The 23,396-nt window shown below is 34.9% G+C and carries 24 protein-coding genes and 1 tRNA gene; 14 read left to right on the plus strand and 11 right to left on the minus strand.

Annotated elements, in window-relative coordinates; translation table 11 throughout:
- Nucleotides 1-35 precede the first annotated feature (35 nt).
- Nucleotides 36-383, plus strand: a complete 348-nt coding sequence (locus BUB25_RS09020) for a DUF3024 domain-containing protein (protein ID WP_072943221.1) — start codon at nt 36-38, stop codon at nt 381-383.
- 84 nt (nt 384-467) lie between these two features.
- On the plus strand, nt 468-1,025 hold the full coding sequence (locus BUB25_RS09025; RefSeq protein ID WP_072943223.1) for a GNAT family N-acetyltransferase: 558 nt from the start codon (nt 468-470) through the stop codon (nt 1,023-1,025).
- 739 nt (nt 1,026-1,764) lie between these two features.
- Here BUB25_RS09025 and BUB25_RS09030 read toward each other — a convergent pair.
- The 4 genes from BUB25_RS09030 to BUB25_RS09045 all read right to left on the minus strand — a co-directional run bounded on the left by BUB25_RS09030 (nt 1,765) and on the right by BUB25_RS09045 (nt 2,919).
- Nucleotides 1,765-2,016, minus strand: a complete 252-nt coding sequence (locus BUB25_RS09030; RefSeq protein WP_072943225.1) for a GIY-YIG nuclease family protein — start codon at nt 2,014-2,016, stop codon at nt 1,765-1,767.
- Between the two features lie 140 nt (nt 2,017-2,156).
- Nucleotides 2,157-2,408, minus strand: coding sequence for a GIY-YIG nuclease family protein (locus BUB25_RS09035; RefSeq protein ID WP_072943226.1), 252 nt, complete (start codon nt 2,406-2,408; stop codon nt 2,157-2,159).
- Nucleotides 2,409-2,545: 137 nt separating this feature from the next.
- Nucleotides 2,546-2,797 carry a GIY-YIG nuclease family protein gene (locus BUB25_RS09040; RefSeq protein WP_072943228.1) on the minus strand — a complete coding sequence of 84 codons (252 nt, stop codon included), beginning with the start codon at nt 2,795-2,797 and terminating at the stop codon, nt 2,546-2,548.
- Nucleotides 2,798-2,844: 47 nt separating this feature from the next.
- A tRNA-Val gene (locus tag BUB25_RS09045) sits at nt 2,845-2,919 on the minus strand.
- Nucleotides 2,920-3,128: 209 nt separating this feature from the next.
- Between BUB25_RS09045 and BUB25_RS09050 the strand changes: the two genes are divergently transcribed.
- On the plus strand, nt 3,129-4,916 hold the full coding sequence (locus BUB25_RS09050; protein ID WP_072943230.1) for an ABC transporter ATP-binding protein: 1,788 nt from the start codon (nt 3,129-3,131) through the stop codon (nt 4,914-4,916).
- A 102-nt stretch (nt 4,917-5,018) separates the two neighbouring features.
- Here the strand turns inward: BUB25_RS09050 and BUB25_RS09055 are convergent, their stop codons facing one another.
- The gene (locus tag BUB25_RS09055) at nt 5,019-6,188 is read right to left on the minus strand and encodes a proline dehydrogenase family protein (protein ID WP_072943242.1); all 1,170 of its coding nucleotides are present in this window, start codon (nt 6,186-6,188) and stop codon (nt 5,019-5,021) included.
- A 92-nt stretch (nt 6,189-6,280) separates the two neighbouring features.
- Here BUB25_RS09055 and aroB point away from each other — a divergent pair, with 92 nt between their 5' ends.
- The 6 genes from aroB (at nt 6,281) to BUB25_RS09085 (ending at nt 13,182) form a co-directional block, all read left to right on the plus strand.
- Nucleotides 6,281-7,348 (plus strand): 3-dehydroquinate synthase, encoded by a 1,068-nt coding sequence (gene aroB / locus BUB25_RS09060; RefSeq protein WP_072943245.1) that lies wholly within the window; start codon nt 6,281-6,283, stop codon nt 7,346-7,348.
- 290 nt (nt 7,349-7,638) lie between these two features.
- Complete coding sequence (locus tag BUB25_RS09065; RefSeq protein WP_072943247.1) at nt 7,639-9,036, plus strand: type III PLP-dependent enzyme domain-containing protein; 1,398 nt, start codon at nt 7,639-7,641, stop codon at nt 9,034-9,036.
- A 95-nt stretch (nt 9,037-9,131) separates the two neighbouring features.
- Nucleotides 9,132-10,103 carry a deoxyhypusine synthase family protein gene (locus BUB25_RS09070; RefSeq protein ID WP_072943249.1) on the plus strand — a complete coding sequence of 324 codons (972 nt, stop codon included), beginning with the start codon at nt 9,132-9,134 and terminating at the stop codon, nt 10,101-10,103.
- A gap of 10 nt (nt 10,104-10,113) precedes the next feature.
- Complete coding sequence (locus tag BUB25_RS16605; protein WP_072943251.1) at nt 10,114-10,479, plus strand: DNA primase; 366 nt, start codon at nt 10,114-10,116, stop codon at nt 10,477-10,479.
- 106 nt (nt 10,480-10,585) lie between these two features.
- Complete coding sequence (recQ, locus tag BUB25_RS09080; RefSeq protein ID WP_072943253.1) at nt 10,586-12,703, plus strand: DNA helicase RecQ; 2,118 nt, start codon at nt 10,586-10,588, stop codon at nt 12,701-12,703.
- Between the two features lie 2 nt (nt 12,704-12,705).
- Entirely contained in the window at nt 12,706-13,182 is a 477-nt protein-coding gene (locus tag BUB25_RS09085) for a DNA-deoxyinosine glycosylase (RefSeq protein ID WP_072943256.1), read from the plus strand.
- A 1-nt stretch (nt 13,183) separates the two neighbouring features.
- Here the strand turns inward: BUB25_RS09085 and BUB25_RS09090 are convergent, their stop codons facing one another.
- From BUB25_RS09090 to BUB25_RS09105, 4 genes are all read right to left on the minus strand, one after another.
- On the minus strand, nt 13,184-13,699 hold the full coding sequence (locus BUB25_RS09090; RefSeq protein WP_072943371.1) for a DinB family protein: 516 nt from the start codon (nt 13,697-13,699) through the stop codon (nt 13,184-13,186).
- 10 nt (nt 13,700-13,709) lie between these two features.
- Nucleotides 13,710-16,295 (minus strand): phosphoenolpyruvate carboxylase, encoded by a 2,586-nt coding sequence (locus BUB25_RS09095; protein ID WP_072943258.1) that lies wholly within the window; start codon nt 16,293-16,295, stop codon nt 13,710-13,712.
- Nucleotides 16,296-16,394: 99 nt separating this feature from the next.
- The gene (locus BUB25_RS09100; RefSeq protein WP_072943262.1) at nt 16,395-16,874 is read right to left on the minus strand and encodes an Lrp/AsnC family transcriptional regulator; all 480 of its coding nucleotides are present in this window, start codon (nt 16,872-16,874) and stop codon (nt 16,395-16,397) included.
- Nucleotides 16,875-16,951: 77 nt separating this feature from the next.
- Complete coding sequence (locus BUB25_RS09105) at nt 16,952-18,106, minus strand: M14 family metallopeptidase (protein WP_072943373.1); 1,155 nt, start codon at nt 18,104-18,106, stop codon at nt 16,952-16,954.
- Between the two features lie 310 nt (nt 18,107-18,416).
- Here BUB25_RS09105 and BUB25_RS09110 point away from each other — a divergent pair, with 310 nt between their 5' ends.
- Complete coding sequence (locus BUB25_RS09110; RefSeq protein ID WP_072943264.1) at nt 18,417-18,893, plus strand: helix-turn-helix domain-containing protein; 477 nt, start codon at nt 18,417-18,419, stop codon at nt 18,891-18,893.
- 67 nt (nt 18,894-18,960) lie between these two features.
- Here the strand turns inward: BUB25_RS09110 and BUB25_RS09115 are convergent, their stop codons facing one another.
- Nucleotides 18,961-19,512: a 1-acyl-sn-glycerol-3-phosphate acyltransferase gene (locus BUB25_RS09115; RefSeq protein ID WP_072943266.1), complete on the minus strand. Its 552-nt coding sequence runs from the start codon at nt 19,510-19,512 to the stop codon at nt 18,961-18,963.
- Nucleotides 19,513-19,573: 61 nt separating this feature from the next.
- Between BUB25_RS09115 and BUB25_RS09120 the strand changes: the two genes are divergently transcribed.
- The 4 genes from BUB25_RS09120 to BUB25_RS09135 all read left to right on the plus strand — a co-directional run bounded on the left by BUB25_RS09120 (nt 19,574) and on the right by BUB25_RS09135 (nt 22,641).
- On the plus strand, nt 19,574-20,239 hold the full coding sequence (locus tag BUB25_RS09120) for a spermidine synthase (protein ID WP_072943268.1): 666 nt from the start codon (nt 19,574-19,576) through the stop codon (nt 20,237-20,239).
- Nucleotides 20,240-20,305: 66 nt separating this feature from the next.
- Nucleotides 20,306-21,016: a potassium channel family protein gene (locus tag BUB25_RS09125; RefSeq protein ID WP_072943270.1), complete on the plus strand. Its 711-nt coding sequence runs from the start codon at nt 20,306-20,308 to the stop codon at nt 21,014-21,016.
- Nucleotides 21,017-21,115: 99 nt separating this feature from the next.
- Nucleotides 21,116-22,003, plus strand: a complete 888-nt coding sequence (locus BUB25_RS09130; protein WP_072943272.1) for a helix-turn-helix domain-containing protein — start codon at nt 21,116-21,118, stop codon at nt 22,001-22,003.
- Nucleotides 22,004-22,071: 68 nt separating this feature from the next.
- On the plus strand, nt 22,072-22,641 hold the full coding sequence (locus tag BUB25_RS09135; protein WP_072943274.1) for a DUF417 family protein: 570 nt from the start codon (nt 22,072-22,074) through the stop codon (nt 22,639-22,641).
- A gap of 13 nt (nt 22,642-22,654) precedes the next feature.
- Here BUB25_RS09135 and kdsB read toward each other — a convergent pair whose 3' ends face one another.
- Entirely contained in the window at nt 22,655-23,380 is a 726-nt protein-coding gene (kdsB, locus tag BUB25_RS09140; RefSeq protein ID WP_072943276.1) for a 3-deoxy-manno-octulosonate cytidylyltransferase, read from the minus strand.
- Nucleotides 23,381-23,396: the final 16 nt, after the last annotated feature.

Below are 23,396 nucleotides of genomic sequence, written 5' to 3' on the forward strand. Positions count from 1 at the left end.
TCTAGAAAATAATAAAAACTGGAATTTAACTACAAATGGCATTACAATTTGAAAACCAAATCGAGATTATTGAAATAATGGAAAGTTTCCTGATCAAAATTCGACCATCCGAAGAAATCAAAAGTAAACTCGACATGAACTACAAAGTGGAAGATCAAAGTGTCATTCTTTTTGAAATTCGTCCAGATTGGAAAAATCCTCAAGAAAAAAGAGAGTACAATATTGCAAAAGCCACATTCGTTAAAAAAGAGAATCAATGGAAAATTTTTTGGTTTATGTCCGATTTGAAATGGCATAGCTATAAGCCGAAAGAAAAAGTAAACAACCTAAAAGAATTTGTAAAAATTGTTGAAGAAGATAAGTTGGGTTGCTTTTGGGGTTAAAAAGCTACAGCATTACAACTAAGAACTAAACCTAATTGGAAGAACTAAGAGAACAAAACAAATAAACAAAAATACGACTGACAAATGGGAATTGTAATAGAAACAGAACGGCTTATTTTAAGAGAATTAGAATATACAGACCAAAATGATTTATTCGAAATGGACTCTGACCCAGAAGTGCATTTGTATATCGAAAACAATCCTGTAAAATCAATTGACCAAATAACAAAAGTCATTGAAATGCTTAAAATCCAATACAAAGAAAATGGAATTGCGCGTTGGGCTGTAGTTGACAAATTGACAAATGAATGTGTTGGTTGGTCAGGATTGAAGTACTTTAACCAGCCTTTAAACAATCATACTGATTTTTACGAACTTGGGTATAGATTTAAGAAAAAACATTGGGGAAAAGGTTTTGCAACTGAATCTGCTATCGCCATACTAGACTATGGCTTTAAAAATTTGAACACGAACCGAATTTTTGCAATAACTGATCCTAAAAATGTAAACTCAAAAAAGCTGTTGACTAAATTAGGCTTTGCCTTTCAAGAAACTTTTGATTACGAAGGCGACCCAACAGATTGGTTTGAATTGAAAAAGACAACTTGGGAAAATAAAAGACCAAACTGGCAAATTGAATAAACAAAGTGTACCCCTCAAATGCTTGAATTCATCAAAACCAAATGAAAAGTAACAAACTGAGTTCACCTCCAAAGCCTTCAATTTCGTCCGCTACTGATCAACTACTTTTTAAGCTTGATTTTTAGCCCGCAATAACTTTTGAATTTGATCGGTAGTGACACCATCAATTGTCCATTTTTGTAGGACAAATTGAGCTTGCTAAGCCACAATAAGCTAATCTTTCAGAAAACCTTAAATCATAAGAAAAAACATATAAATTTAATCTTTTAGGTCAAAAAACAACATAAAATCAGCTAACGGATAGTGTATGGATAAAGCATGGATAAAGCATGGATAGTGTATGGATAGTGTATGACTATAGTATCAAAACTAGAAAGCAGCATTAAAACACTAAAAAAGAGCCAAACAAAGCCCTAAAAAAAACCTATCAAATTCCTACAAAAAACCACTGGGACTATTTAGAAAAACAGAAGCATTCAGATCCTAATTCAGAGCAGTGAGCAATATTGAATTTTTCCTTTTTAGGCTAACTACCATCTATGCATAATTTTTGAAATTTCACAGCTTTTCGAATTGATCCAAAAAAAGGCTAAAGTATAAAACAAAAAAAAACTCCAATATTTCTATTGGAGTTTTTATAAATTTTGTGGGCGATGATAGCTTGTCCCGATATAATCGGGAGCTTCGAACCCCCCCGACCACTTCCGATGAAAAATCGGAATGCTCTGAATCAGCTGAGTTAATCTTTATTCAAAATTAATTCTTGAATCTTAATCCTGCTTTTCCATGACTTTATTTGCAATTCTCTTCTACGAGCAATCTCTTTAGTCTCGTATTTTTCTGTATAAACTACTTTCCAGTCGTTTGTATTTCCTGTAAAACCTTTACTTTTTTGATTGTGCCGAATAACTCTCCCCTCTAAATTGGATGTGAACCCTATATAGAATCTATTTTTGCTTTCGCTGAACAGAATATAAACAATGAATTCCATGAGTTTATAGAAATAAAAAAAAAACTCCAATATTTCTATTGGAGTTTCTGTGGGCGATGATAGCTTGTCCCGATATAATCGGGAGATTCGAACCCCCGACCACTTCCGATGAAAAATCGGAATACTCTGAATCAGCTGAGTTAATCTTTATTCAAAATTAATTCTTGAATCTTAATCCTGCTTTTCCATGACTTTATTTGCAATTCTCTTCTACGAGCAATCTCTTTAGTCTCGTATTTTTCTGTATAAACTACTTTCCAGTCGTTTGTATTTCCTGTAAAACCTTTACTTTTTTGATTGTGACGAATAACTCTTGCATCTAAATTGGATGTGAATCCTATATAGAATCTATTTTTGCTTTCGCTGAACAGAATATAAACAATGAATTCCATAAGTTTATAGAAATAAAAAAACTCCAATATTTCTATTGGAGTTTCTGTGGGCGATGATAGCTTGTCCCGATACAATCGGGAGGTTCGAACCCCCGACCACTTCCGATGAAAAATCGGAATGCTCTGAACCAGCTGAGTCAATCTTTATTCAGAATTAATTCTTGAATCTTAATCCTGCTTTTCCATGACTTAATTTGCAATTCTCTCCTATGGGCAATCTCTTTAGTCTCGTATTTTTCTGTATAAACTACTTTCCAGTCGTTTGCACTTCCTGTAAAACCTTTACTTTTTTGATTGTGACGAATAACTCTTGCATCTAAATTGGATGTGAACCCAATATAGAATCTATTTTTGCTTTCGCTGAACAGAATATAAACAATGAATTCCATGAGTTTATAGAAATAAAAAAACCCCAATATTCCTATTGGAGTTTCTGTGGGCGATGAGGGGTTCGAACCCCCGACCCCCTCGGTGTAAACGAGGTGCTCTGAACCAGCTGAGCTAATCGCCCTATTTTACTAGGTTGCTATCATTTCGTGATTGCGAGTGCAAATATACAGCTAGATTTGGTATTTGCAAGCAAAAAATTAAAATAAATTAATAAAATTTCACCCTAAAAACTCTTAACACTCATTAACAGTCGTTTAAGAAAACACTCCCTAAGAATGTTTTTTGTTATCCGTGCTTATAGTAGTACATTTGCATTATAAATAATAAATAATGGCAAGGTTCAAAGAAAACGATTTACCAAAATCAAAAATTACAGCAAGTTCACTCAATAAAGCAAAAATCATTTTTAGATATGCAGGCAATAATAGTTGGAAATTCTATGTAGGTCTGATTTTTTTATTACTCACCAGTGTTACCGCATTGGCTTTCCCTAAATTCATGGGAATGCTCGTGGATTGTGTCAATAAAAAAGACGCTCAGCTGGCAAATCAAATTGCGTTGGGACTGGGATTAGTTCTGGTTTTGCAATCGGTTTTTTCTTTTTTCAGGTTGTCCCTGTTTGTGAATTTCACCGAAAACACTCTGGCTAATGTTCGATTAGCACTCTATACCAATCTGGTAAAACTACCAATGACTTTCTTTTCTCAAAAACGTGTGGGCGAACTAAACAGCAGAATAAGCAACGACATCACCCAGATCCAGGATACCTTAACCACTACAATAGCCGAGTTTCTAAGACAGTTTATATTAATTATAGGAAGTTTCATCATGCTGGCCAGTATCAATGTCAAGCTAACCATTATGATGATTTCTGTAGTTCCACTTGTAGGGGTTGCAGCCGTGTTTTTTGGCCGTTTTATTAGAAAATATTCCAAAAAAGTACAAGATCAGGTTGCCGAAAGCCAGGTTGTTGTTGAGGAAACCATGCAAGGCATCAGCATTGTGAAGGCTTTCGCCAATGAATGGTACGAAATAGCGCGTTATAGAGAAAAAATCAAAGAAGTGGTCAAGATTGCCATCAAAGGAGGACAACTCAGGGGTTATTTTGCATCCTTTATAATCATTTGTTTATTTGGAACTATTGTAGCAGTGGTTTGGTACGGTGTTCAGCTGAGTATTGCAGGCGAAATCACCGTGGGCGAATTGTTTACCTTCATATTGTACTCTAGCTATGTAGGTGCTTCTTCGGGAGGAATTGCAGAGTTATATGCCCAAGTTCAAAAAGCAATTGGTGCCACTGAACGTGTTTTTGAACTATTGGAGGAAAAACCAGAAAAAATCACTGCAAGTCCTAACACAGCTGCTATAGAAAAAATACAAGGAAATGTCAGCTTCAGGAATGTAGCCTTCAGCTATCCTTCCCGAAAAGAGATTAAGGTGCTTAAAAACGTCAATTTTAATGCTAATTTTGGTCAAAAGATTGCCATTGTGGGGCCCAGCGGTGTTGGTAAATCGACTATCGCTTCTTTGCTATTGCGTTTTTACGACATAGAAGGAGGCGAAATATTGGTAGACGGGAAAAACATTTACGATTTTGATTTAGAGACACTTCGCGGTAATATGAGCATTGTTCCCCAAGACGTTATTTTATTTGGAGGAACCATCAAAGAAAATATTGCTTACGGAAAACCCGATGCTACCGAAGAAGAAATTTTAACCGCGGCAAAACAAGCCAATGCCTTTAATTTCATCGAAGGTTTCCCTGAGAAATTTGAAACTGTTGTAGGCGAAAGAGGAATCAAATTATCCGGAGGTCAAAGACAGCGCATCGCCATTGCCCGTGCTTTACTTAAAAACCCAAGTATATTAATTCTGGACGAAGCCACTTCGTCTTTAGACAGCGAGAGCGAAAAACTGGTTCAGGAAGCCTTAGAGATTTTGATGGAAGGCAGAACAAGTATTATCATTGCCCACCGTCTTTCTACCATCCGCAGCGCCGATCAAATTCTGGTTCTTGATAAAGGCGAAATTACAGAACAGGGAACGCATCAGGAATTAATAGCACTGGAAAACGGTATCTATAAAAACTTAAGCAATCTGCAGTTCAGTAATTCTTAAGATTTACTTACTAATTTGACCTAAAAAAAAACTCCATTCGTTTATATCGAATGGAGTTTTTCTGTTTAAAACGTTTCCTGAATAATCACTGAAAACTAATTTTTATTTCCCTTTTCTTCTGTCGCGTTCTGTTTTTATCAATGTCAATTCGCGATTAGTTTGTCCGGCAACAGAAGTATTTTCTTCTGCACGACGAATCAAGTAAGGCATAACATCTTTTACCGGACCAAATGGTAAATATTTAGCTACATTGTATCCGTAGGCGGCTAGATTATAACTGATATTATCACTCATTCCGTACAATTGACCAAACCAAATTCGCTGATCGTTTGCTTTTATTCCGTTCTTTTCCATCAGGTCCATCAGGTAATAAGTACTTAATTCATTGTGAGTACCGGCAAAAATGGCCATTTTATCTAAATGCTCTACCATATAAAGCACCGCCGCATCATAATTGACGTCCGTCGCTTCTTTAGTAGAACAAATAGGCGATTGCAAGCCTTTTTCTTCTGCTTTGAGATTTTCTTTCTCCATGTAAGCACCACGCACTAATTTCATTCCAATGAAGAATCCCTCCTCTTTGGCCTGTTCATGTAGTTTTTTCAAATAATCCAAACGATCCCAGCGGTACATTTGAAGCGTATTAAAAACAATCGCTTTTTCTTTGTTGTATTTTCGCATCATTTCAGCAACTAAGTCATCGGCTGCATCCTGCATCCAGCTTTCCTCGGCATCAATGAGCAAAGCCACGTCTTTTTTGTGCGCTTCACTGCATATCAAATCAAAACGAGCCACTACTCTATCCCACTCAGCCTGTTCACTGGCTGTTAAGCTTTGTTTTTCTCCCAATTTTACATACAAATCCATTCTTCCTAGACCTGTTGGTTTAAAAACTGCAAAAGGTATCGCTTGGCGTTCTTGAGCAAAATCTATGGTCTTTAAAGTCATTTTCAGCGCAGCATCAAACTGATCTTCTTCTTCTTTACCTTCAACTGAATAATCCAATACCGAAGAAACTCCTTTAGTATACATTTTATCCACCACCGTAAGACAATCGTTTTCATTGACTCCGCCACAAAAATGATCAAAAACAGTAGCACGTATTAGTCCTTCCACAGGAAGATTTGCTTTTAAAGCAAAATTGGTAACTGCAGTTCCAATTCGAACCAAAGGTTGGTTTGCAATCATTTTAAAAAGAAAATAAGCTCTATCCAGTTCGGTATCACTTTTTAATGCAAACGCAACTTGTGTATTATTAAATATTTTTTCCATTTTTTGTGAAATTTTTGCACAAATATAGATAGAGTTTTGGAGATTATTCAGCAAAAATTACCTTATTTTGCGGTTCTAATTAATGAATAAAAATGCAAACTATCCAAGCCAACAACTACCCGATACATTTCAACGAAAAAGCATACGAAGCGCTAAATCTTCATTTAAAGGTGAATAAATATTCCAATGTATTTATTATTGTTGACAGCAATACCAATGAATATTGTCTGCCACAATTTCTGCCTTATTTAGAAACGGATTTAACGATAGAAATAATTGAATTTGAAGCAGGAGAAGAAAATAAAAACATCGAGACCTGTGTTCAAATTTGGAATGTGTTAACAGAACTTGGCGCAGACCGAAAAAGTCTTGTCATCAATCTTGGCGGAGGTGTAGTAACTGATTTAGGTGGTTTTGTAGCCTCAACCTTTAAGCGAGGCGTTGATTTTATCCATATTCCTACCACCTTATTATCTATGGTAGATGCTTCGGTAGGCGGAAAAAACGGAGTAGATTTAGGGAATTTAAAAAATCAGATTGGTGTTATCAATGTCCCAACCATGGTTCTTATTGATACCCATTATCTGGAAACGGTTCCTCAAAACGAAATGCGCTCCGGTCTTGCCGAAATGCTCAAACACGGATTAATATATGATAAGATCTACTGGGAACAATTCTTGGATTTAAAAGCTATTGATTTTGCCGATTTTGATGAATTGATTTACCGATCTGTGGTTATCAAAAATGAAATCGTTAGCCAAGACCCAACGGAAAAAAACATCAGGAAATCATTGAATTTTGGTCATACTCTGGGCCACGCCATTGAAAGTTATTTTCTGGAAAATCAAAACAAAACCACTTTATTACATGGAGAAGCCATTGCTGTGGGGATGATCCTGGAAAGTTACATTTCTTGGCATAAAAATTTAATCAACGAAGAAGAGTTCTTACAAATTAAAACAACGATAAAATCCATCTTCGATGACATTAGCTTTAACGATAATGACATTGATCCGATACTGGAATTACTCATTCACGATAAAAAAAATGAGTATGGCAGTATCCAGTTCGCTTTAATAGAAGGGATTGGCAAAATAAAAATAGATCAATTAGTTGAAAATGAATTGATTATCAAAGCATTCAATGATTATAAATCTTAATTATTTTTTTTAAAAAGGATTGCATTGCGTATGTATTATTTTTTACATTTGCGGCAATGAAAAACAATCAAAACCAAAGAAAGTACCGCTTCAATGCGAATAAAAATGATAGGTCTTTTTTAAGATTCTTAAAGCATTTCTATACCATTAAGGTTCAATTCTGTTTTGATATTTTTCAATATTTAAAAGTGGAACCAGAGAAACTTCAGATTATCTATGCGAATATTAGGGTTTGAATTTTAGTTATTTTTTATTTTTTCAATTTAATCCATCTAAAATCCAAAAACTAAATGAACACAAAATATTCTGACTTAATAAATCAAACGTATTATTTCCCACAAGAAGAATTCACTTTAAACAAAGACAACCTTCAGTTTCACAACATTGATTTGATGAAACTGGTAGAAAAATATGGTACTCCTTTAAAATTTACCTATTTACCTCAAATTTCCAACAACATCAACAAAGCCAAAAGCTGGTTTCGTAAATCGATGGAAAAAAACAAATATGAGGCAAAATACTATTACTGTTATTGTACTAAAAGTTCTCACTTTGAATTTATCATGAATGAGGCTTTCAAAAACAATATCCACATTGAAACCTCTTCGGCATTTGACATCAATATTGTCGAGAATTTAATGACAAACGGAAAAATCAACAAAAGCACTTATATTATATGTAATGGCTTCAAAAGAGACCAATACATTGAAAACATAGCCCGTTTAATCAATAACGGACACAAGAATACCATTCCAATTATTGACAATTACGAAGAACTGGATTTATTGCAGTCCGAAATTAAAGGTAAATTTAAAATTGGAATCCGTATTGCTGCTGAAGAAGAACCAAAATTTGAGTTCTATACTTCCCGATTAGGAATTGGATATAAGAACATTGTTAGTTTTTACAAAAAACAAATTCAGGAAAATAAAAATTTGGAACTGAAAATGTTGCACTTTTTTATCAACACGGGGATTAATGACAATTCTTACTATTGGAATGAATTAGTAAAATGTATCAAAGTTTACATTGCCCTAAAAAAAGAATGTCCTTCTCTGGATGGATTGAATATTGGCGGAGGTTTCCCAATCAAAAACTCTTTGGCATTTGAGTATGACTATCAATACATGATTGACGAAATCATCAATCAAATTAAGATAGCTTGCGACGAAGCCGAAGTAGATGTTCCTAATATTTTTACAGAATTTGGTTCTTTCACCGTAGGAGAAAGCGGCGGGGCTATTTACCAAATTTTGTATCAAAAACAACAGAACGACAGGGAAAAATGGAACATGATTGATTCTTCTTTCATCACCACTTTACCGGATACTTGGGCCATAAACAAGCGCTTTATCATGCTGGCTGTAAATCGCTGGAACGATACCTACGAAAGGGTCTTATTAGGAGGCCTGACTTGTGATAGTGATGACTATTACAATTCAGAGCAAAACATGAATGCCATCTATTTGCCAAAATACAATAAAGAAAAACCTTTGTACATTGGTTTTTTTAATACGGGAGCCTATCAGGAAACCATTGGCGGCTATGGCGGTTTGCACCACTGCTTAATTCCACAACCCAAACATATTCTAATTGACAGAGATGAAAATGGAATTTTGGCCACGGAAGTATTCTCAGAACAGCAAACATCCGAAGATGTGTTAAAAATATTAGGTTACAATAAATAAAAAAAAACAAATACAGTATCAGCCCATTTGAAAATTCATTATATTTGAATACATCCATTCAATGAATTGATTTTTAAATATTTAAATCTAACAACATGAGTAAAGGACCTATCAGTCAGTTTATTGAAAAGCATTATTTACATTTCAATTCTGCATCTTTAGTAGATGCCGCAAAAGCATATGAACAACAATTAGCCAATGGTGCCAAAATGATGGTGAGTATGGCTGGAGCTATGAGTACAGCTGAAATTGGAAAGATTTTTGCCGAAATAATCCGTCAGGATAAAGTTCAAATTATTTCCTGTACTGGCGCAAACCTTGAGGAAGATATTATGAACCTAGTGGCACATTCCCACTATGAAAGAGTTCCAAATTATCGTGATTTGACTCCACAGGACGAATGGGATTTACTGGAAAGAGGCTTAAACCGTGTTACAGATACCTGTATTCCGGAGCATGAAGCATTCCGTCGTTTGCAAAAACACATTTACAAAATCTGGAAAGATGCTGACGATAAAGGCGAAAGATATTTTCCACATGAATTCATGTATAAAATGTTACTTTCCGGAGTTCTTGAAGAATACTACGAAATTGACTTAAAAGACAGCTGGATGTATGCCGCAGCTGAGAAAAATCTACCTATAATTGTACCGGGTTGGGAAGACAGTACCATGGGGAATATCTTTGCTTCTTATGTAATCAAAGGAGATTTAAAAGCCTCAACAATGAAATCAGGAATTGAGTACATGGTATTCCTTTCTGATTGGTATCCAAAAAACAGCAGCAACGGAATTGGTTTCTTTCAAATTGGTGGTGGTATTGCCGGAGATTTCCCTATCTGTGTTGTACCTATGTTGTATCAAGATATGGAAATGCATGACGTTCCGTTTTGGAGCTATTTCTGTCAAATCTCTGATTCAACAACCAGTTATGGTTCTTATTCCGGAGCAGTGCCTAATGAAAAAATCACTTGGGGTAAATTAGACATCAAAACGCCAAAGTTCATCATCGAATCTGATGCTACCATCGTAGCACCTTTAATTTTTGCTTATTTATTAGATTTATAATACCATTTTTATGAAAAGAGTTATTGTTGAGTATGCCAAATTGACAAATGAAATTTTAAACTTGTTAGTTGATAAATTTCCTGATGGATATGATGATGAAGATATAATCCGTTTTAGAAATGCTAAAAACGAATTAGTTGAAGCCGTTGAAGTGCGTACAGAAGACACTATTTACCTAGTAAAAGTAAGTACAAAACTAGCCGATCGTATAGAAAACTTTGATGAGGATGATGAAATCGACGATGTAATCGAACCAATCGCACCTCTTAAGGCACTTGGCATGGATGACGATATGGATGACGAAGACGAGGATGAAGAGGAAAATCTTGACAGACCGGACACGGATGAGGAAGACGAAGATGAAGACGAAGATTAGTCTCATTAAAATATTAAAGGGAACTCTAAATGGGTTCCTTTTTTTTTAGCCCTAATGGCACACAATTTCTGATACCAATTTTCTATTTAAGTACAACTATTTTATAATGATTGCATCTCAAATATTACATGATACTCTTAAAGTAAATTTTGGTTTTGAAAAATTCAGACCCAATCAGGAAAATATTATAAATACTATTTTATCTGGCCATGACACCTTGGCTATTATGCCTACAGGTGGAGGGAAATCAATTTGTTTTCAATTACCGGCTTTACTGTTTCCTGGAATTACCATTGTAATTTCTCCTTTGATTGCGCTGATGAAAGATCAAGTAGACAGCTTGAGAGCCAATGGTATTCCAGCCTGTTTTATCAACAGCAGTCAGACCGAAGCAGAACAACAACTGAATATTCAGAATCTAATAGAAAACAAGGTCAAACTGGTGTATCTTGCTCCCGAGAGTTTATCCTATCTGGAAAATACTTTTAATCTAATCACCGTGAGCCTTATCGCGATCGATGAAGCCCATTGTATTTCGTCCTGGGGACATGACTTTCGACCGGCCTATACTAATTTAGGTTATCTAAAAAACCGCTTCCCTACTACTCCAATCTTAGCTTTAACTGCCACTGCCGATAAAGCAACACGTAAGGACATTAGCCTGCAATTGAATCTAAAAAATCCTAAACAATTCATCTCTTCTTTCGACCGAAAAAACCTGAGTCTTGAAGTGCGCCCTGCGCTGGACAGAGTCAAACAAATCATCGATTTCATAAAGGATAAGCCGAATGAATCCGGCATCATTTATTGCCTAAGCAGAAAAACAACCGAAGAACTCGCCGAGAAATTACAAAAAATAGGCATCAATGCCAAAGCTTATCATGCCGGTTTAGACAACAGCATCCGCTCTAAAACCCAAGATGAATTTATAAATGATGATTGCCAAGTGGTTTGTGCCACCATCGCTTTTGGAATGGGAATCGACAAATCGAATGTGCGCTGGGTGATTCATTATAATTTACCCAAAAACATCGAAGGCTATTATCAGGAAATAGGACGTGCCGGCCGAGACGGCCTACCTTCTGAAACTATTTTATTCGAAAGTTATGGTGATGTTATCCAGTTGCAAAAATTTGCATCGCAAGGATTAAATGCCGAAGTTCAGCTGGCTAAACTCGATCGCATGAAGCAATATGCTGACGCGTTGAGTTGTCGCAGAAAAATATTATTGTCCTATTTTGGCGAATTAGTAACCGAAAATTGCGGCAACTGCGATATTTGCAAAAATCCTCCTGCTTTTTTTGACGGAACTGTCATTGCTCAAAAAGCATTGTCGGCGATTATTCGATTAAAAGAATCCGAACCACTACCCGTAATTATCGATTTTTTGCGCGGATCAAAAAATGCCTCTATTTTCGAAAAAGAATATCAAAATCTGAAAACCTATGCAGTAGGCAGCGACATTTCTTGGCACGACTGGAACCAATACATCATTCAGTTAATCAATCAAGGTTTTTGCGAAATCGCTTTTCACAGACAAAATAAAATTCGACTGACCTCATTGGCAGCCGAAGTATTATTTGAGGGAGAAAAAGTACAACTTACCAGTGTTCCAAAAATTACTGTCGAAAAAATAGCTCTAAAAGAACCTAAAAGTAAATCTGTTGCCAATTCTCTTTTTGAAACTCTTAGAAAATTGCGTTATGAAATTTCTAAAGACGAAGAAGTTCCTGCTTATGTAATTTTTAGTGATGCTGCTTTGCGCCAAATGGAAATCAACAGGCCCATGAGTGAAGAGGAATTGATCGCAATAGACGGCGTAGGAAGAGCCAAACTAGAAAAATATGGAGACGCCTTTATCAAGACCATCATCGCTTTTCAAAAAAACAAGGCCGCCAAACCAAAAAAGGAAGCAAGTACGTATAAAGAAACCCTGCAATTATTCGAAAATGGACTAAGCGCAGAAGAAATTGCGGTAAAACGAAAATTAGGTTTAGGAACCGTTATGTCGCATTTAGCCAAATTATATTCGGATGGAGCCGCCATTGATTTATATCAATTTGTATCAAAAGAAGAAGTGAGTCTTATAGCTGATGCCCAAATAAAATTGGAGAATCCCAGTGCATTAAAGCCTTATTTTGATTATCTTGATCAAAAAATCGCTTACGACAAAATACGATTGGCCTTATCCATTATTGAGAAAGAAAACAAAAATAATCCTTGAGCATGATTTCCTCCTTTCCTTATTTCATCAATTCCGAGACGGAAATTTTAATCTTAGGAACCATGCCAGGTGTTGCTTCTCTTGAAAAACAAGAATATTATGCCCATAAGAGAAATCATTTTTGGAAAATAATCTACAGCCTTTTCGACAAATTACCCGTTTCTGAAGTTTTTGAAGAAAAAATAAAAGTTTTACAAGCCCATAAAATTGGCCTATGGGATGTCTTGGAAAATTGCGAAAGAAAAGGGAGCTTGGACATTCATATCAAAAATCAAAAGGAAAATGATTTTGAGACTTTATTTCAAAATTTTCCGCTTATCAGCAGTATCATTTTTAACGGCAAAGAAAGTCACCGTTATTTTCTTAAAAAATTCGGGCAAATAGAAGGCATCACTTATTATGTGATGCCTTCTACAAGTCCTGCTAATACCATGTCTTTTGAAAAAAAACTGGAAATTTGGTCCAGCTGCTTCCATTAATTTACAAATACCTTTGCTGAAAAATTTTCTGATGGTGCTTTTGATGACCAATAATGATAAAACCAATCGCACGTACTGAAACTTCATTATTAGATGCGATACCGATTTTTTTTAATTGCTCCTCTGAAAAACTCTTAAAAAGAGACAAAGTCGCTTGTCTTACCACTGCCATTTCAGTCAGCAATTCCTGCAGACTTCTATTGTTAGCATTGGCATGGTCTACATAATCATTTTCCTCAAAACCGGGTAAAGGTGTTTTATCATTTCTCGAAATTCGCAAAGCCCGATAACTAAATACACGCTCGGCATCAATAAGATGCTGAATAATATCTTTAATTGTCCACTTGCCTTCGGCATAGCGAAAATCAAATTTATCCATTGGAATATTTTGCACAAATTTGATAAAATCGTGCAAGCAAATTTCCAATTCCTCAATCAAATCTACGTTTTCTAAAACCTGAATATAGCCTTTGTAATAAGGAGCATACTCATCAATCGGTAATTGGTCTGATTTCATATTCTTTGGATTAAGCTGAGTTTCTACTGGCGTTTGTATTTCCAAAAAGAGAACGCATTACAATTTTTTCGTACACCTTTATTAAATTTTCATCTGGCGTATTATCTTTGTTCAGTTCATTAATTCTCAATAAAGCATATTGCTGTATTGTCAACAAAGGCAACACAATACGCTCTCTAATTTGAATAGATGCTTTACCATCAGGATAATTTTCCATAAGTTCAGTATGACCTGCAATTTTCAACAACAAACGTTTTGTTTCTAAAAATTCGTCATAAATAATTTGCCAAAATTCACCAAACTCAGGATCTTTTTTCATGTAAGCCGTCAATGGAAAAAATGATTTTGCCAAAGACATCATGCTGTTTTCCAAAAGTGTTTTGAAAAACATCGAATTATCATATAAATTCTGAACCTTATCCCATTGTCCGTTATCCTCAAAATACTTCAAAGCTGTACCTACACCATAAAACCCAGGTACATTTTGCTTCAATTGACTCCAAGAACCCACAAAAGGAATCGCTCTTAAATCAGCAAAATCTAATTGTGCAGACTTACTTCTTTTTGATGGTCGGCTTCCAATATTTGTTTTAGCATAATACTTCAACGTACTCATTTGCTCCAAATAAGGAATAAACTTTGGATGATTCTTGAAGCTCAGGTATTTTTGATATCCTAAATCAGACAATTGCTCCAAAACCTCTTTATCTACTTCTGATAACTTATTTTCATCCTTCGCAAAGACCTGATTTGTCACTCCGGCACTCAATAAATTCTCTAAATTATAACGACAAGAATCTAATGTCCCAAAATTAGAACTTATGGTTTGCCCTTGTACTGTGATTTGAATCTCATTGTTTTCAATATTAGGACCTAAAGAAGCGTAAAATTTATGTGTTTTTCCTCCTCCACGAGCAGGTGGTCCACCTCGTCCGTCAAAGAAAATAACTTTTATACCGTATTTCCTTGATATTGCTGTAAGCTGCTCTTTGGCTTTATAAATACTCCAATTTGCCATCAAATAACCGCCGTCCTTAGTACCGTCAGAAAAACCAAGCATAATCGTTTGCTTCATTCCTCTATTGACCAAATGATTTGCATAAACCGGATTAGTATACAATTGCTCCATTACATTATGAGCATTCAACAAATCATCTACGGATTCAAACAAAGGCACCACATCAACCGTAGGGTTTTCCCAATCACTCAAACGAATGAGTGCAAAGGTTTCCATTACATTCAATGCATTTTCATTATTACTAATAATGTAACGGTTAGCTCCTAATTCCCCATTATTTTCCTGAATCACTTTTATCGCCTGAATGGATTCAATAGTCAATCGGGTCATTTCATTTTCAAAATCATTTGGGTTCAATGCACCTTTCACATTTGAGAGTACCTCAAACTTGTCATCTTCGGACAAATCATAATAATTCTTTGGAAAAACAGATTCATTCGATTGCAGGTAAAAATCATAGATATCTTTAAAAACAGCGTCATGAATTTTACTATTCTGACGAATATCTAAGGTGGCAAAATGAAAACCAAATAAATTAACCTTTATCAAAAGCGACTCTAATTCATCCAAATAAAGCGACTGATGCTGTTCTATCACAATCGTTTTTATCTTGTTCAATTGAGCTTTAAATTCCTCTAAAGTAATATAAATTTCTCCGCGAGAATAGAAAACTGATCTATAAAGTTTGTATTCAAGTTCAGCAACCAAAATATCTACACCAGAGAATGTTAACTTTCTTTTTAAGTTTCTAATATCAACATAATAACACTTCAGAATTGAAGTTCTCAAACGTTCCGCTACTTTCAATGTAATATCAGTAGTTACAAACGGATTCCCGTCTCGATCTCCTCCCGGCCAAAAGCCAAGCTGAATCAACGAATTTTGAATTGAATTCCCTTTGAAAACATTTTTTTGAAGATATTGAACCATATCTCCCGAGGTATTATAAAAGACGTTCTCCAGATACCAAATCAAACTAACCGCTTCGTCAAAAGGATTTGGTTTTTCACTTTTTATAAAAGGCGTCTTCCCTAGCTGAGCTAAAAGCTGCTTAATCTCAAATAAGTCATTTTCTCTTATAGCCGCCGTCAAATCATTGATTATACCCAAGACTGCACCAGGATAAAACTGCGTTGGATGTGCTGTCAAAACAGTTCTCACATTGAAATTCTCAAGAAAATCAATCAATTCCTCTTTTTTTCCTCTGGCATCTGTTTTTTCTTTGATATCCCTCAAAGAACCTCTTCCTTCCATGTTATTCACAACTGGAAAAGCAGCATCTTCAACAGCGTCAAACAATACGATTTGACGTTCAATATACTGGATAAAACGAAACATCAAGTCAATTTTATCCGCCTCGTTAGCACTATGTAAAAACTTTTCAGAGAAAAACTCAACAATCTCTTTTGGGGTTTTTTGTTTTTTAAAACCATTCTCACAAACATCTGTAAATAATGGAAGTAAAACCCCTGTATTATCTATTGCATCAAAAGGCAAAGTGATAAAAACACTATTATAAATATTATATTTAGAAAGAACATTTTGATTAAAACGTTCTATTTTGGGAAGCGTATACATAATTCTGTTATAGTTGGTTAGTTTTTAGTTAATATTGTTACAAAAAAATAACCCCAAGAACTAACTTGAGGTTATATCAAAATATAGCGTTCAAGAGTATTACATGTTCTTAAAAATGGTATGCATCAAGCGTTTTTTATCATTGATGCTTTCTTCCAATGAAATCATAGTTTCAGTTCTATATACTCCATCAATATCATCAATCATAAAAATAACATCCTTAGCATGCTTAGTATCTTTTGCTCTAATTTTGCAAAAAATATTAAACTTACCAGTGGTCACAGAAGCCACTGTCACAAAAGGAATCTCGTTAATACGCTCCAAAACAAACTTTGTTTGAGAAGTATTATTAAGAAAAACACCTACATAAGCGATAAAAGAATAGCCTAATTTATCATAATCAAGTACTAATGATGATCCCATTATAATTCCGGCATCTTCCATTTTCTTTACTCTAACATGCACAGTTCCTGCTGAAATCAATAATTTCTTTGCAATATCCGTAAACGGAACTCTTGTGTTATCTATCAACATATCTAGGATCTGATGATCTACCTCATCTAAACGGAACTTACTCATAATTTCTTAATTAATATTAATATCTACCAAAACAAAGGATAAAATTATGCATAAAAACGTTAATATAATCAAAAATGTTAATTTTTTATCAATCCATTAACAAATCTAAGGTTTTTACCTAAATAAAAATCGGCTTTTTCATTTATAATTGGCGCATTCCCATACTCCGCTTCAAAATGTGCTCCTTTAGCATCATACTCATAATGACCCCAATAACCGCTCAAATCTCCTATTTCTACTATGTAGGCATTAAAACAAATATCGCCTTCAACTAATTCTTCTCTGAATTGTGCAGCAAAATTCGTAATTTTTTCAATACCATCATAATTTATATTGACATTTTTATATATAAAATCATAAAAAACGATATTATTTTGAGGAATACGCACATAATTATCAATTTTATTACTAACTATATCGTTTTCGCTGAGTATCGAAAAACTCGAAACCAGCGCTATAAACACGTATTTTCGAGTTTTCTCTCTTTGATAATCCTCTTGAAAATGTCCTGCTTCAAATAAAACAGTAGGCACTCCCAAATATTGAAAAGTATCTCCAATACAGTTGATATTGAAAGAATCATCAAAACGACCAATTTGCCCCGGAATATAAGACTGCAGCTGCTCATTCATAGCTGCAATAAGATTAATTGCCTTCATTCTAGTCGCATTTACCTCCCTTTCCTCGTTATAAGAAGGAGCCAAAAAGGACAATGTTGCAGGTTTTCCCGTATCACCAACTCCAAAAATTGTTCGCTGATCGTGCAAATTATAACAAAAATCAGGTTTAAAATTCTCAAAAGCCTGCCTTAACATCACACTCTCTGGCTGACTAAGATTCTGAGAATCGCGGTTTAAATCTACTTTATTGGCATTTTCCCGAGTATACAATGCTGCTCCATCCGGATTCAACATTGGAATACAGCAAAAAGTAAAAGTATTTAAGAGCTCATCTGCAAAATCAGAACCATCATGCAGCAGATTTAGAAAGTCAAACAAACCCTTAGTGGTTGTACTTTCATTGCCATGCATTTGGGACCAAAGCAAAATTTTGATCTTTCCTTGTCCTATTTGATATTTATAAATCGATTTCCCAAGCACCGATTCCCCAATAATCGAAAGCTGATTATTTGTATTTAATTTGTTTAAAACCGGCTCAATAGCATCTAAAGTAAGATACCTTCCAGAGATAGACCGCTCTTTGTTTTTGATGAATAATTGTTCTAAATCCATAATATTTATTTGATTTACAAAAGTAAACATCTTTATTTTTACAATTGTAACCAGTTAAAAAAACAATCTAATTCCATTTGTAAACAGCTTTTTGTCTGTTTAATTAGCAAACTCCTGATGTGTAAATAACAAATGTTAACTATTTATATTTTAGATATTACATAGTACATTATCAGCAAGTTATAATACTTTAACTCTTGTATTACTTTGCGTTTTATTGTTCTTATTTCACTGTTTACGGTTGTAATTTTGGTAATTCAGTTGTATTTGATTACATTTGTAAATCTATTAAATTCAACTACAATTTACAATGGTAAACATCGAGGATTTTATTAAACGTTTGGAAATTATACTGGATTATTACGGTCTTAATGCCTCTGCATTTGCTGATAAAATTGGCGTACAACGTTCCAGTCTTTCCCACCTTCTATCCGGCAGGAACAAACCCAGTCTCGATTTTATTCTCAAAATTTTGGATGTTTTTCCGGATGTGGATTTATACTGGATTTTGAATGGCAAAGGAGTTTTTCCAAAAAGTCCCGGCGAAACATACAATCCAGAAAACAAAATAGCCGAGGTTGTAAACAGCACTATTCCATCTCCAACTCAGTCGGATTTAATTCCAGAGGATTTGTTTACAGCGGCGAATCCTGCAACTAAGCCTGAGGAAGAAATAACAAAAACGAAAGAGAACCCCAATCGCCCTATTTATCCTAATTCAGGTGAAGTAGAAAAAATTGTGTTTTTTTACAAGAATGGAACATTTAAGGTTTTTAATCCCAATTAAAAAAAGCAGCCCATTTTAGTTTCCTAAAAAGAACTGCTTTTAAAAGTTTAAATCAAACGAAAAAGAATTAGTCTTTGAATCCTTTTTCGGGAATTTTACCTTCAACCCCGATGTAATGCTTTTTTAAGATTACTAAGTCTTCTTCGATATTTCCAGAAGGGAATAACAATTGCCCAAATTTCACTTCTTTTTTTCCAAAATCAAAAGCAACTGGAATAATTGGCACTTTGGCTTTTAGGGCAATGTAATAAAAACCGGTTTTAAGTTGGTCTACTTTTTTACGTGTTCCTTCTGGAGCCACAGCAAGTCGGAAGGTTTCTTTTCGATTAAAAATCGCGGCAATTGAATCTACTTTATTCAATCCGCCGGAACGATCCAGCGGCTCTCCTCCCATGTATCTGAAATAAAATCCCAATGGAAAACGAAACAATTCTTTTTTTCCCACCCAATTCATTTCTAAACCTATAATCCCTCTGGTGAAAATTCCCAAATAAAAGTCATGCGCGCTTGTATGTGGCATCACCATCATTACACATTTCTTGACATCGGCATCAATCGTTCCCACAATCTTCCAACCCATAAGGCGAAAAAATATCCATTTGTAAATTTGTTTCTTCATTGTTTTCCAATTTAGCGCAAAATAAATAATTAAAACTTAATTTTGATAAAAACCAGCGCAGATGATCCATAAAATACTGAGTTACCTCATTCCCATAAACATTCATACTGAAAAATCTAGCCTGAACAAATCGATTGAAATCACTTGGACAAATGGAGAACTAGTCATGGATTCAGAAAACACTAATTATTCCTACGGCAGTTTGCAACGTATTTTACGACTCGGCTTGAAATATATTGGCTTCGATAGAATCAACTCGATGGAAAACGTTTTGGTTTTAGGCGTTGCCGGCGGAAGCGTGATCAAAACATTGGTGGACGAAATTAAATTTGGAGGAAAGATCACCGGCGTTGAAATGGAGCCGGAAATCATTGAATTGGCAAATAAATATTTCAAACTAGATGAAATTCCGCAACTCGAAATTATTATCGATGACGCCTTTGAATTTGTTTTGAAAACCAAAGAAAAATACAACCTGATCATTATTGATGTATTTCAAGATACGCATATGCCTAATTTTTTATTCGAATCTTTTTTTATCAATCGCATTTGCTTTCTTTTAAAAAGTAAAGGTTTTGTACTTTTTAACACCATGCTACTGGATGAAAAACAAAATTTGAGAAACTCAAAATTCATATCGGAATTCAGTCCCGTGGATTATTCCATTAAATCGATTCCCCGAGTGGAAAAACACAATGAGTTGATCGTGGTCGAAAAATTAGTTTAATTGTCTTTTTAAAATTTCAAACCATTAATTTCGTAAATTAGAGGTGAATAGCTAAAGCTGAGTTTTATGAAAAAGATCCTAAAAAAACTGATTTTAGGAAATGTAACAAAAACAGATCCTCCACCATTCAACCCTCTTGAAAAACGGATCCAAAACATCAAAGCAATATGGAATAATACGCATCAGGACGATAATGGTCTGGAGAAATTGGTGCGTTTATTTCTTTCTTCTTCTCAATTGCTATTCCCTGGAATCTATATCAAACATTTTGCTTTCAAAAAAGGAGATGAATACGTAGATTTGGCAGTAGACTTCTATGTTTTACTTAAGGTATTCTTTCCGCTATTGATTTTGATCAACCACTGGCAAAGTAATGTTGTGATGCTGGGAATTATGATTTACCTCATGCTGGAAACTATCTTATATATTCCTACGTTGATTTTTGCTTCAGATTTATTTGCCAAGCCTCGTTCCTATAAAAGAGCCATGTTATTGCTTTTTTTGAATTATATCGAAATCATATTTGCTTATGCCGTGCTGTATTCTTGTGATAATTATTTGAATAAACCTTTAGAACACTGGTTTGATGCGATTTATTTCAGTACCGTAACTTCATCCTCTATAGGATATGGCGATTTCTATCCCGCCACCACTTGGGGAAAATTCTTAGTATGCACACAAGCCTTATTGTTTTTGTTTTTTGTGATCTTGTTTTTAAATTTTTTCTCTACCAAAATAAAAGCAAAAGGCTATTTTGATGCTGATAATCTGGAATAAACAGAGCCCTATTTAAGATTTTTACCATCATCTTATTTATTTTATCTTTGGCTTTTCTATTAATTCTGGGTTTAATTGAAACGACCAAAATAAATAACCATGCTCAGCAATCACGTTCAGCTTATTATTCGAAAAGCATCCAAAGAAAGTACTCCTATTTTAATTTCTACTGTCGAATTTGAAAATACCGACTGGCAATTGCATTCCAACTATTTTGCAATTGTATGGGTGCACGAAGGTGCTGGTATACTGGAAACGGATTTAATGAAAGCGAAATACGCTAAAAATCAAATATTTTGTTTCAACACCTATCAAGCATTTTCTTTCCATCCAAAACAGAAGACATCTGCCTCACTCCTACTATTTCACGCAAATTTTTTTTGCATCGAAACCTACCACCATCAAGTAGGATGTAACGGAATCCTTTTCAACAACATATATGATAGCTCCCAGATTATAATTCCTGAAATTGAAGAATTAGAATTGGCTATGATTTTCAGCAACATCAGAGACGAAATCAAAGAAGAAGAATTGGCTTCAAACGAATTGGTTTTCTCTTATTTGAAAATATTCCTCATCAAACTCACCCGATTAAAATCAGTAAATGGACAACAAGAAACAACAGCAATTACTAATATTCCTGAATATTTAAAAGAATTAATTGTTTTAATAAATGAAAATTTCCAAAAAGAACATCAAGCTTCTTTCTATGCTGACAAACTAAATATTAGCGTAAAAACATTGAGCAAAGCCACCACAAAGCATTACCAGAAAACTATTTCCGGTTTATTGCATGAAAAACTAATTCTGAAATCTAAATGGGAATTATTACATACCAACACCCCTATAAAAGCTATTGCGAATGATATGGGTTTTAGAGACGAATACTACTTCAGTCGATTTTTCAAAAAACACATTGGCCTTTCCCCAAAACACTTCCGAGAAGAAGAATGGAAAATCAGGAAAGGTTTTTTGTCCATCCCTTAGCGAAATTTGTCTATTCTTTAAGCTGCGGCAATGAACGAAATTTGTACGCATCTTAAAAAAAAATAAACATGGACCAATTCTTCAAGTATGCCTCAAAATTACACGAAGCAGGAATTCACATCAGCCGATTGGCTTTAATTATTGTACTCGTTTGGATTGGCGGATTAAAAGCCTTCCGCTACGAAGCTAGTGGAATAGTACCTTTTGTAGCAAATAGCCCGTTGATGAGTTTTTTCTATACCCATGATGCTCCAGAATATAAAAGCTACATGAACAAAGAAGGAGAATACAAAGCCGAAAACATTCAATGGCATGAAGCTAATAATACTTACGGCTTTTCATATGGTTTAGGAGCTGTAATTGTTGGAATTGGAATTCTGATTGCACTTTATCCTATTTTGCCAAAATTATCCGCAATTGGGAGTTTTCTGGCCTTCGGGATGTCTTTTGTAACACTTTCTTTTTTAATCACCACACCTGAATCCTGGGTGCCTGATTTAGGCGACACTGAACATGGATTTCCCTATCTTAGTGGAGCTGGTCGATTGGTTATTAAAGACACTATAATGATGGGAGCGGCCTTAGTGACGATGGCTCAGGCGGCCGATAAATATTTGAAAAACAAAAAAGGAGAATAATTCTCCTTTTTTGCTATATCATTTTTCTTGCCTTTTCTAAATCTTCGGCTGTATCAATTCCAATTCCTACATGAGTGGTTTCAATCATTTTGATGCGTCGGCCAAATTCCAGATAACGCAATTGCTCCAGCTTTTCAGAAGCTTCTAATGATTTCATTGGCAAACTGTAAAAATCAGTCAAGGCCTGTTTTCTAAAAGCATAAATCCCGATGTGTTGCATGTAGCGAACGCCCACATTCTTCTCTCTTGGATAAGGAATTACCGAACGCGAAAAATACAAAGCAAAACCGTTTTGATCCGTAACGACTTTTACATTATTGGGATTGTTGATTTCGTCTTCGTCTTTAATTTCGCGCATTAAGGATGCCAGATCAACGGACTTAGTAGAGTCTTTTCTGAAAACCTCTATCAGCTTAGCCAAAGGTTCTTCGTTTATAAAAGGCTCATCTCCTTGCACATTGATCACTATATCTACATCTAAACTTTCAATAGCTTCGGCAATGCGGTCGCTGCCTGATTCATGCTCTTTGATACTCTTGATGGCTTTCCCGCCATGAGAAACAATTTCTTCAAAAATCAAATCCGAATCAGTTACCACAAACACATCATCAAAAAGCTGGGTATTTACAGCAGCCTCATAGGTTCTTAAAATTACGGTTTTTCCGCCTAAATCCTGCATCAATTTAGCAGGAAATCGTGTGGAAGCGTAACGGGCTGGAATGACGGCTATTATTTTCATTTTAATATCTTTTATA

The sequence above is a fragment of the Flavobacterium granuli genome (assembly GCF_900129705.1).
GTDB lineage: Bacteria > Bacteroidota > Bacteroidia > Flavobacteriales > Flavobacteriaceae > Flavobacterium > Flavobacterium granuli.

Bases quoted from the DNA above. Each gene is read 5' to 3' on its own strand.
- BUB25_RS09105 (WP_072943373.1), bottom strand. From the start codon at position 18,106: ATGGATTTAGAACAATTATTCATCAAAAACAAAGAGCGGTCTATCTCT.
- BUB25_RS09055 (WP_072943242.1), bottom strand. From the start codon at position 6,188: ATGGAAAAAATATTTAATAATACACAAGTTGCGTTTGCATTAAAAAGT.
- BUB25_RS09065 (WP_072943247.1), top strand. From the start codon at position 7,639: ATGAACACAAAATATTCTGACTTAATAAATCAAACGTATTATTTCCCA.
- BUB25_RS09025 (WP_072943223.1), top strand. From the start codon at position 468: ATGGGAATTGTAATAGAAACAGAACGGCTTATTTTAAGAGAATTAGAA.
- BUB25_RS09100 (WP_072943262.1), bottom strand. From the start codon at position 16,874: ATGAGTAAGTTCCGTTTAGATGAGGTAGATCATCAGATCCTAGATATG.
- kdsB (WP_072943276.1), bottom strand. From the start codon at position 23,380: ATGAAAATAATAGCCGTCATTCCAGCCCGTTACGCTTCCACACGATTT.
- BUB25_RS09110 (WP_072943264.1), top strand. From the start codon at position 18,417: ATGGTAAACATCGAGGATTTTATTAAACGTTTGGAAATTATACTGGAT.
- BUB25_RS16605 (WP_072943251.1), top strand. From the start codon at position 10,114: ATGAAAAGAGTTATTGTTGAGTATGCCAAATTGACAAATGAAATTTTA.
- BUB25_RS09090 (WP_072943371.1), bottom strand. From the start codon at position 13,699: ATGAAATCAGACCAATTACCGATTGATGAGTATGCTCCTTATTACAAA.
- BUB25_RS09120 (WP_072943268.1), top strand. From the start codon at position 19,574: ATGATCCATAAAATACTGAGTTACCTCATTCCCATAAACATTCATACT.
- BUB25_RS09130 (WP_072943272.1), top strand. From the start codon at position 21,116: ATGCTCAGCAATCACGTTCAGCTTATTATTCGAAAAGCATCCAAAGAA.
- BUB25_RS09020 (WP_072943221.1), top strand. From the start codon at position 36: ATGGCATTACAATTTGAAAACCAAATCGAGATTATTGAAATAATGGAA.
- BUB25_RS09030 (WP_072943225.1), bottom strand. From the start codon at position 2,016: ATGGAATTCATTGTTTATATTCTGTTCAGCGAAAGCAAAAATAGATTC.
- BUB25_RS09095 (WP_072943258.1), bottom strand. From the start codon at position 16,295: ATGTATACGCTTCCCAAAATAGAACGTTTTAATCAAAATGTTCTTTCT.
- BUB25_RS09135 (WP_072943274.1), top strand. From the start codon at position 22,072: ATGGACCAATTCTTCAAGTATGCCTCAAAATTACACGAAGCAGGAATT.
- BUB25_RS09035 (WP_072943226.1), bottom strand. From the start codon at position 2,408: ATGGAATTCATTGTTTATATTCTGTTCAGCGAAAGCAAAAATAGATTC.
- BUB25_RS09050 (WP_072943230.1), top strand. From the start codon at position 3,129: ATGGCAAGGTTCAAAGAAAACGATTTACCAAAATCAAAAATTACAGCA.
- BUB25_RS09115 (WP_072943266.1), bottom strand. From the start codon at position 19,512: ATGAAGAAACAAATTTACAAATGGATATTTTTTCGCCTTATGGGTTGG.
- BUB25_RS09085 (WP_072943256.1), top strand. From the start codon at position 12,706: ATGATTTCCTCCTTTCCTTATTTCATCAATTCCGAGACGGAAATTTTA.
- aroB (WP_072943245.1), top strand. From the start codon at position 6,281: ATGCAAACTATCCAAGCCAACAACTACCCGATACATTTCAACGAAAAA.
- BUB25_RS09125 (WP_072943270.1), top strand. From the start codon at position 20,306: ATGAAAAAGATCCTAAAAAAACTGATTTTAGGAAATGTAACAAAAACA.
- BUB25_RS09040 (WP_072943228.1), bottom strand. From the start codon at position 2,797: ATGGAATTCATTGTTTATATTCTGTTCAGCGAAAGCAAAAATAGATTC.
- recQ (WP_072943253.1), top strand. From the start codon at position 10,586: ATGATTGCATCTCAAATATTACATGATACTCTTAAAGTAAATTTTGGT.
- BUB25_RS09070 (WP_072943249.1), top strand. From the start codon at position 9,132: ATGAGTAAAGGACCTATCAGTCAGTTTATTGAAAAGCATTATTTACAT.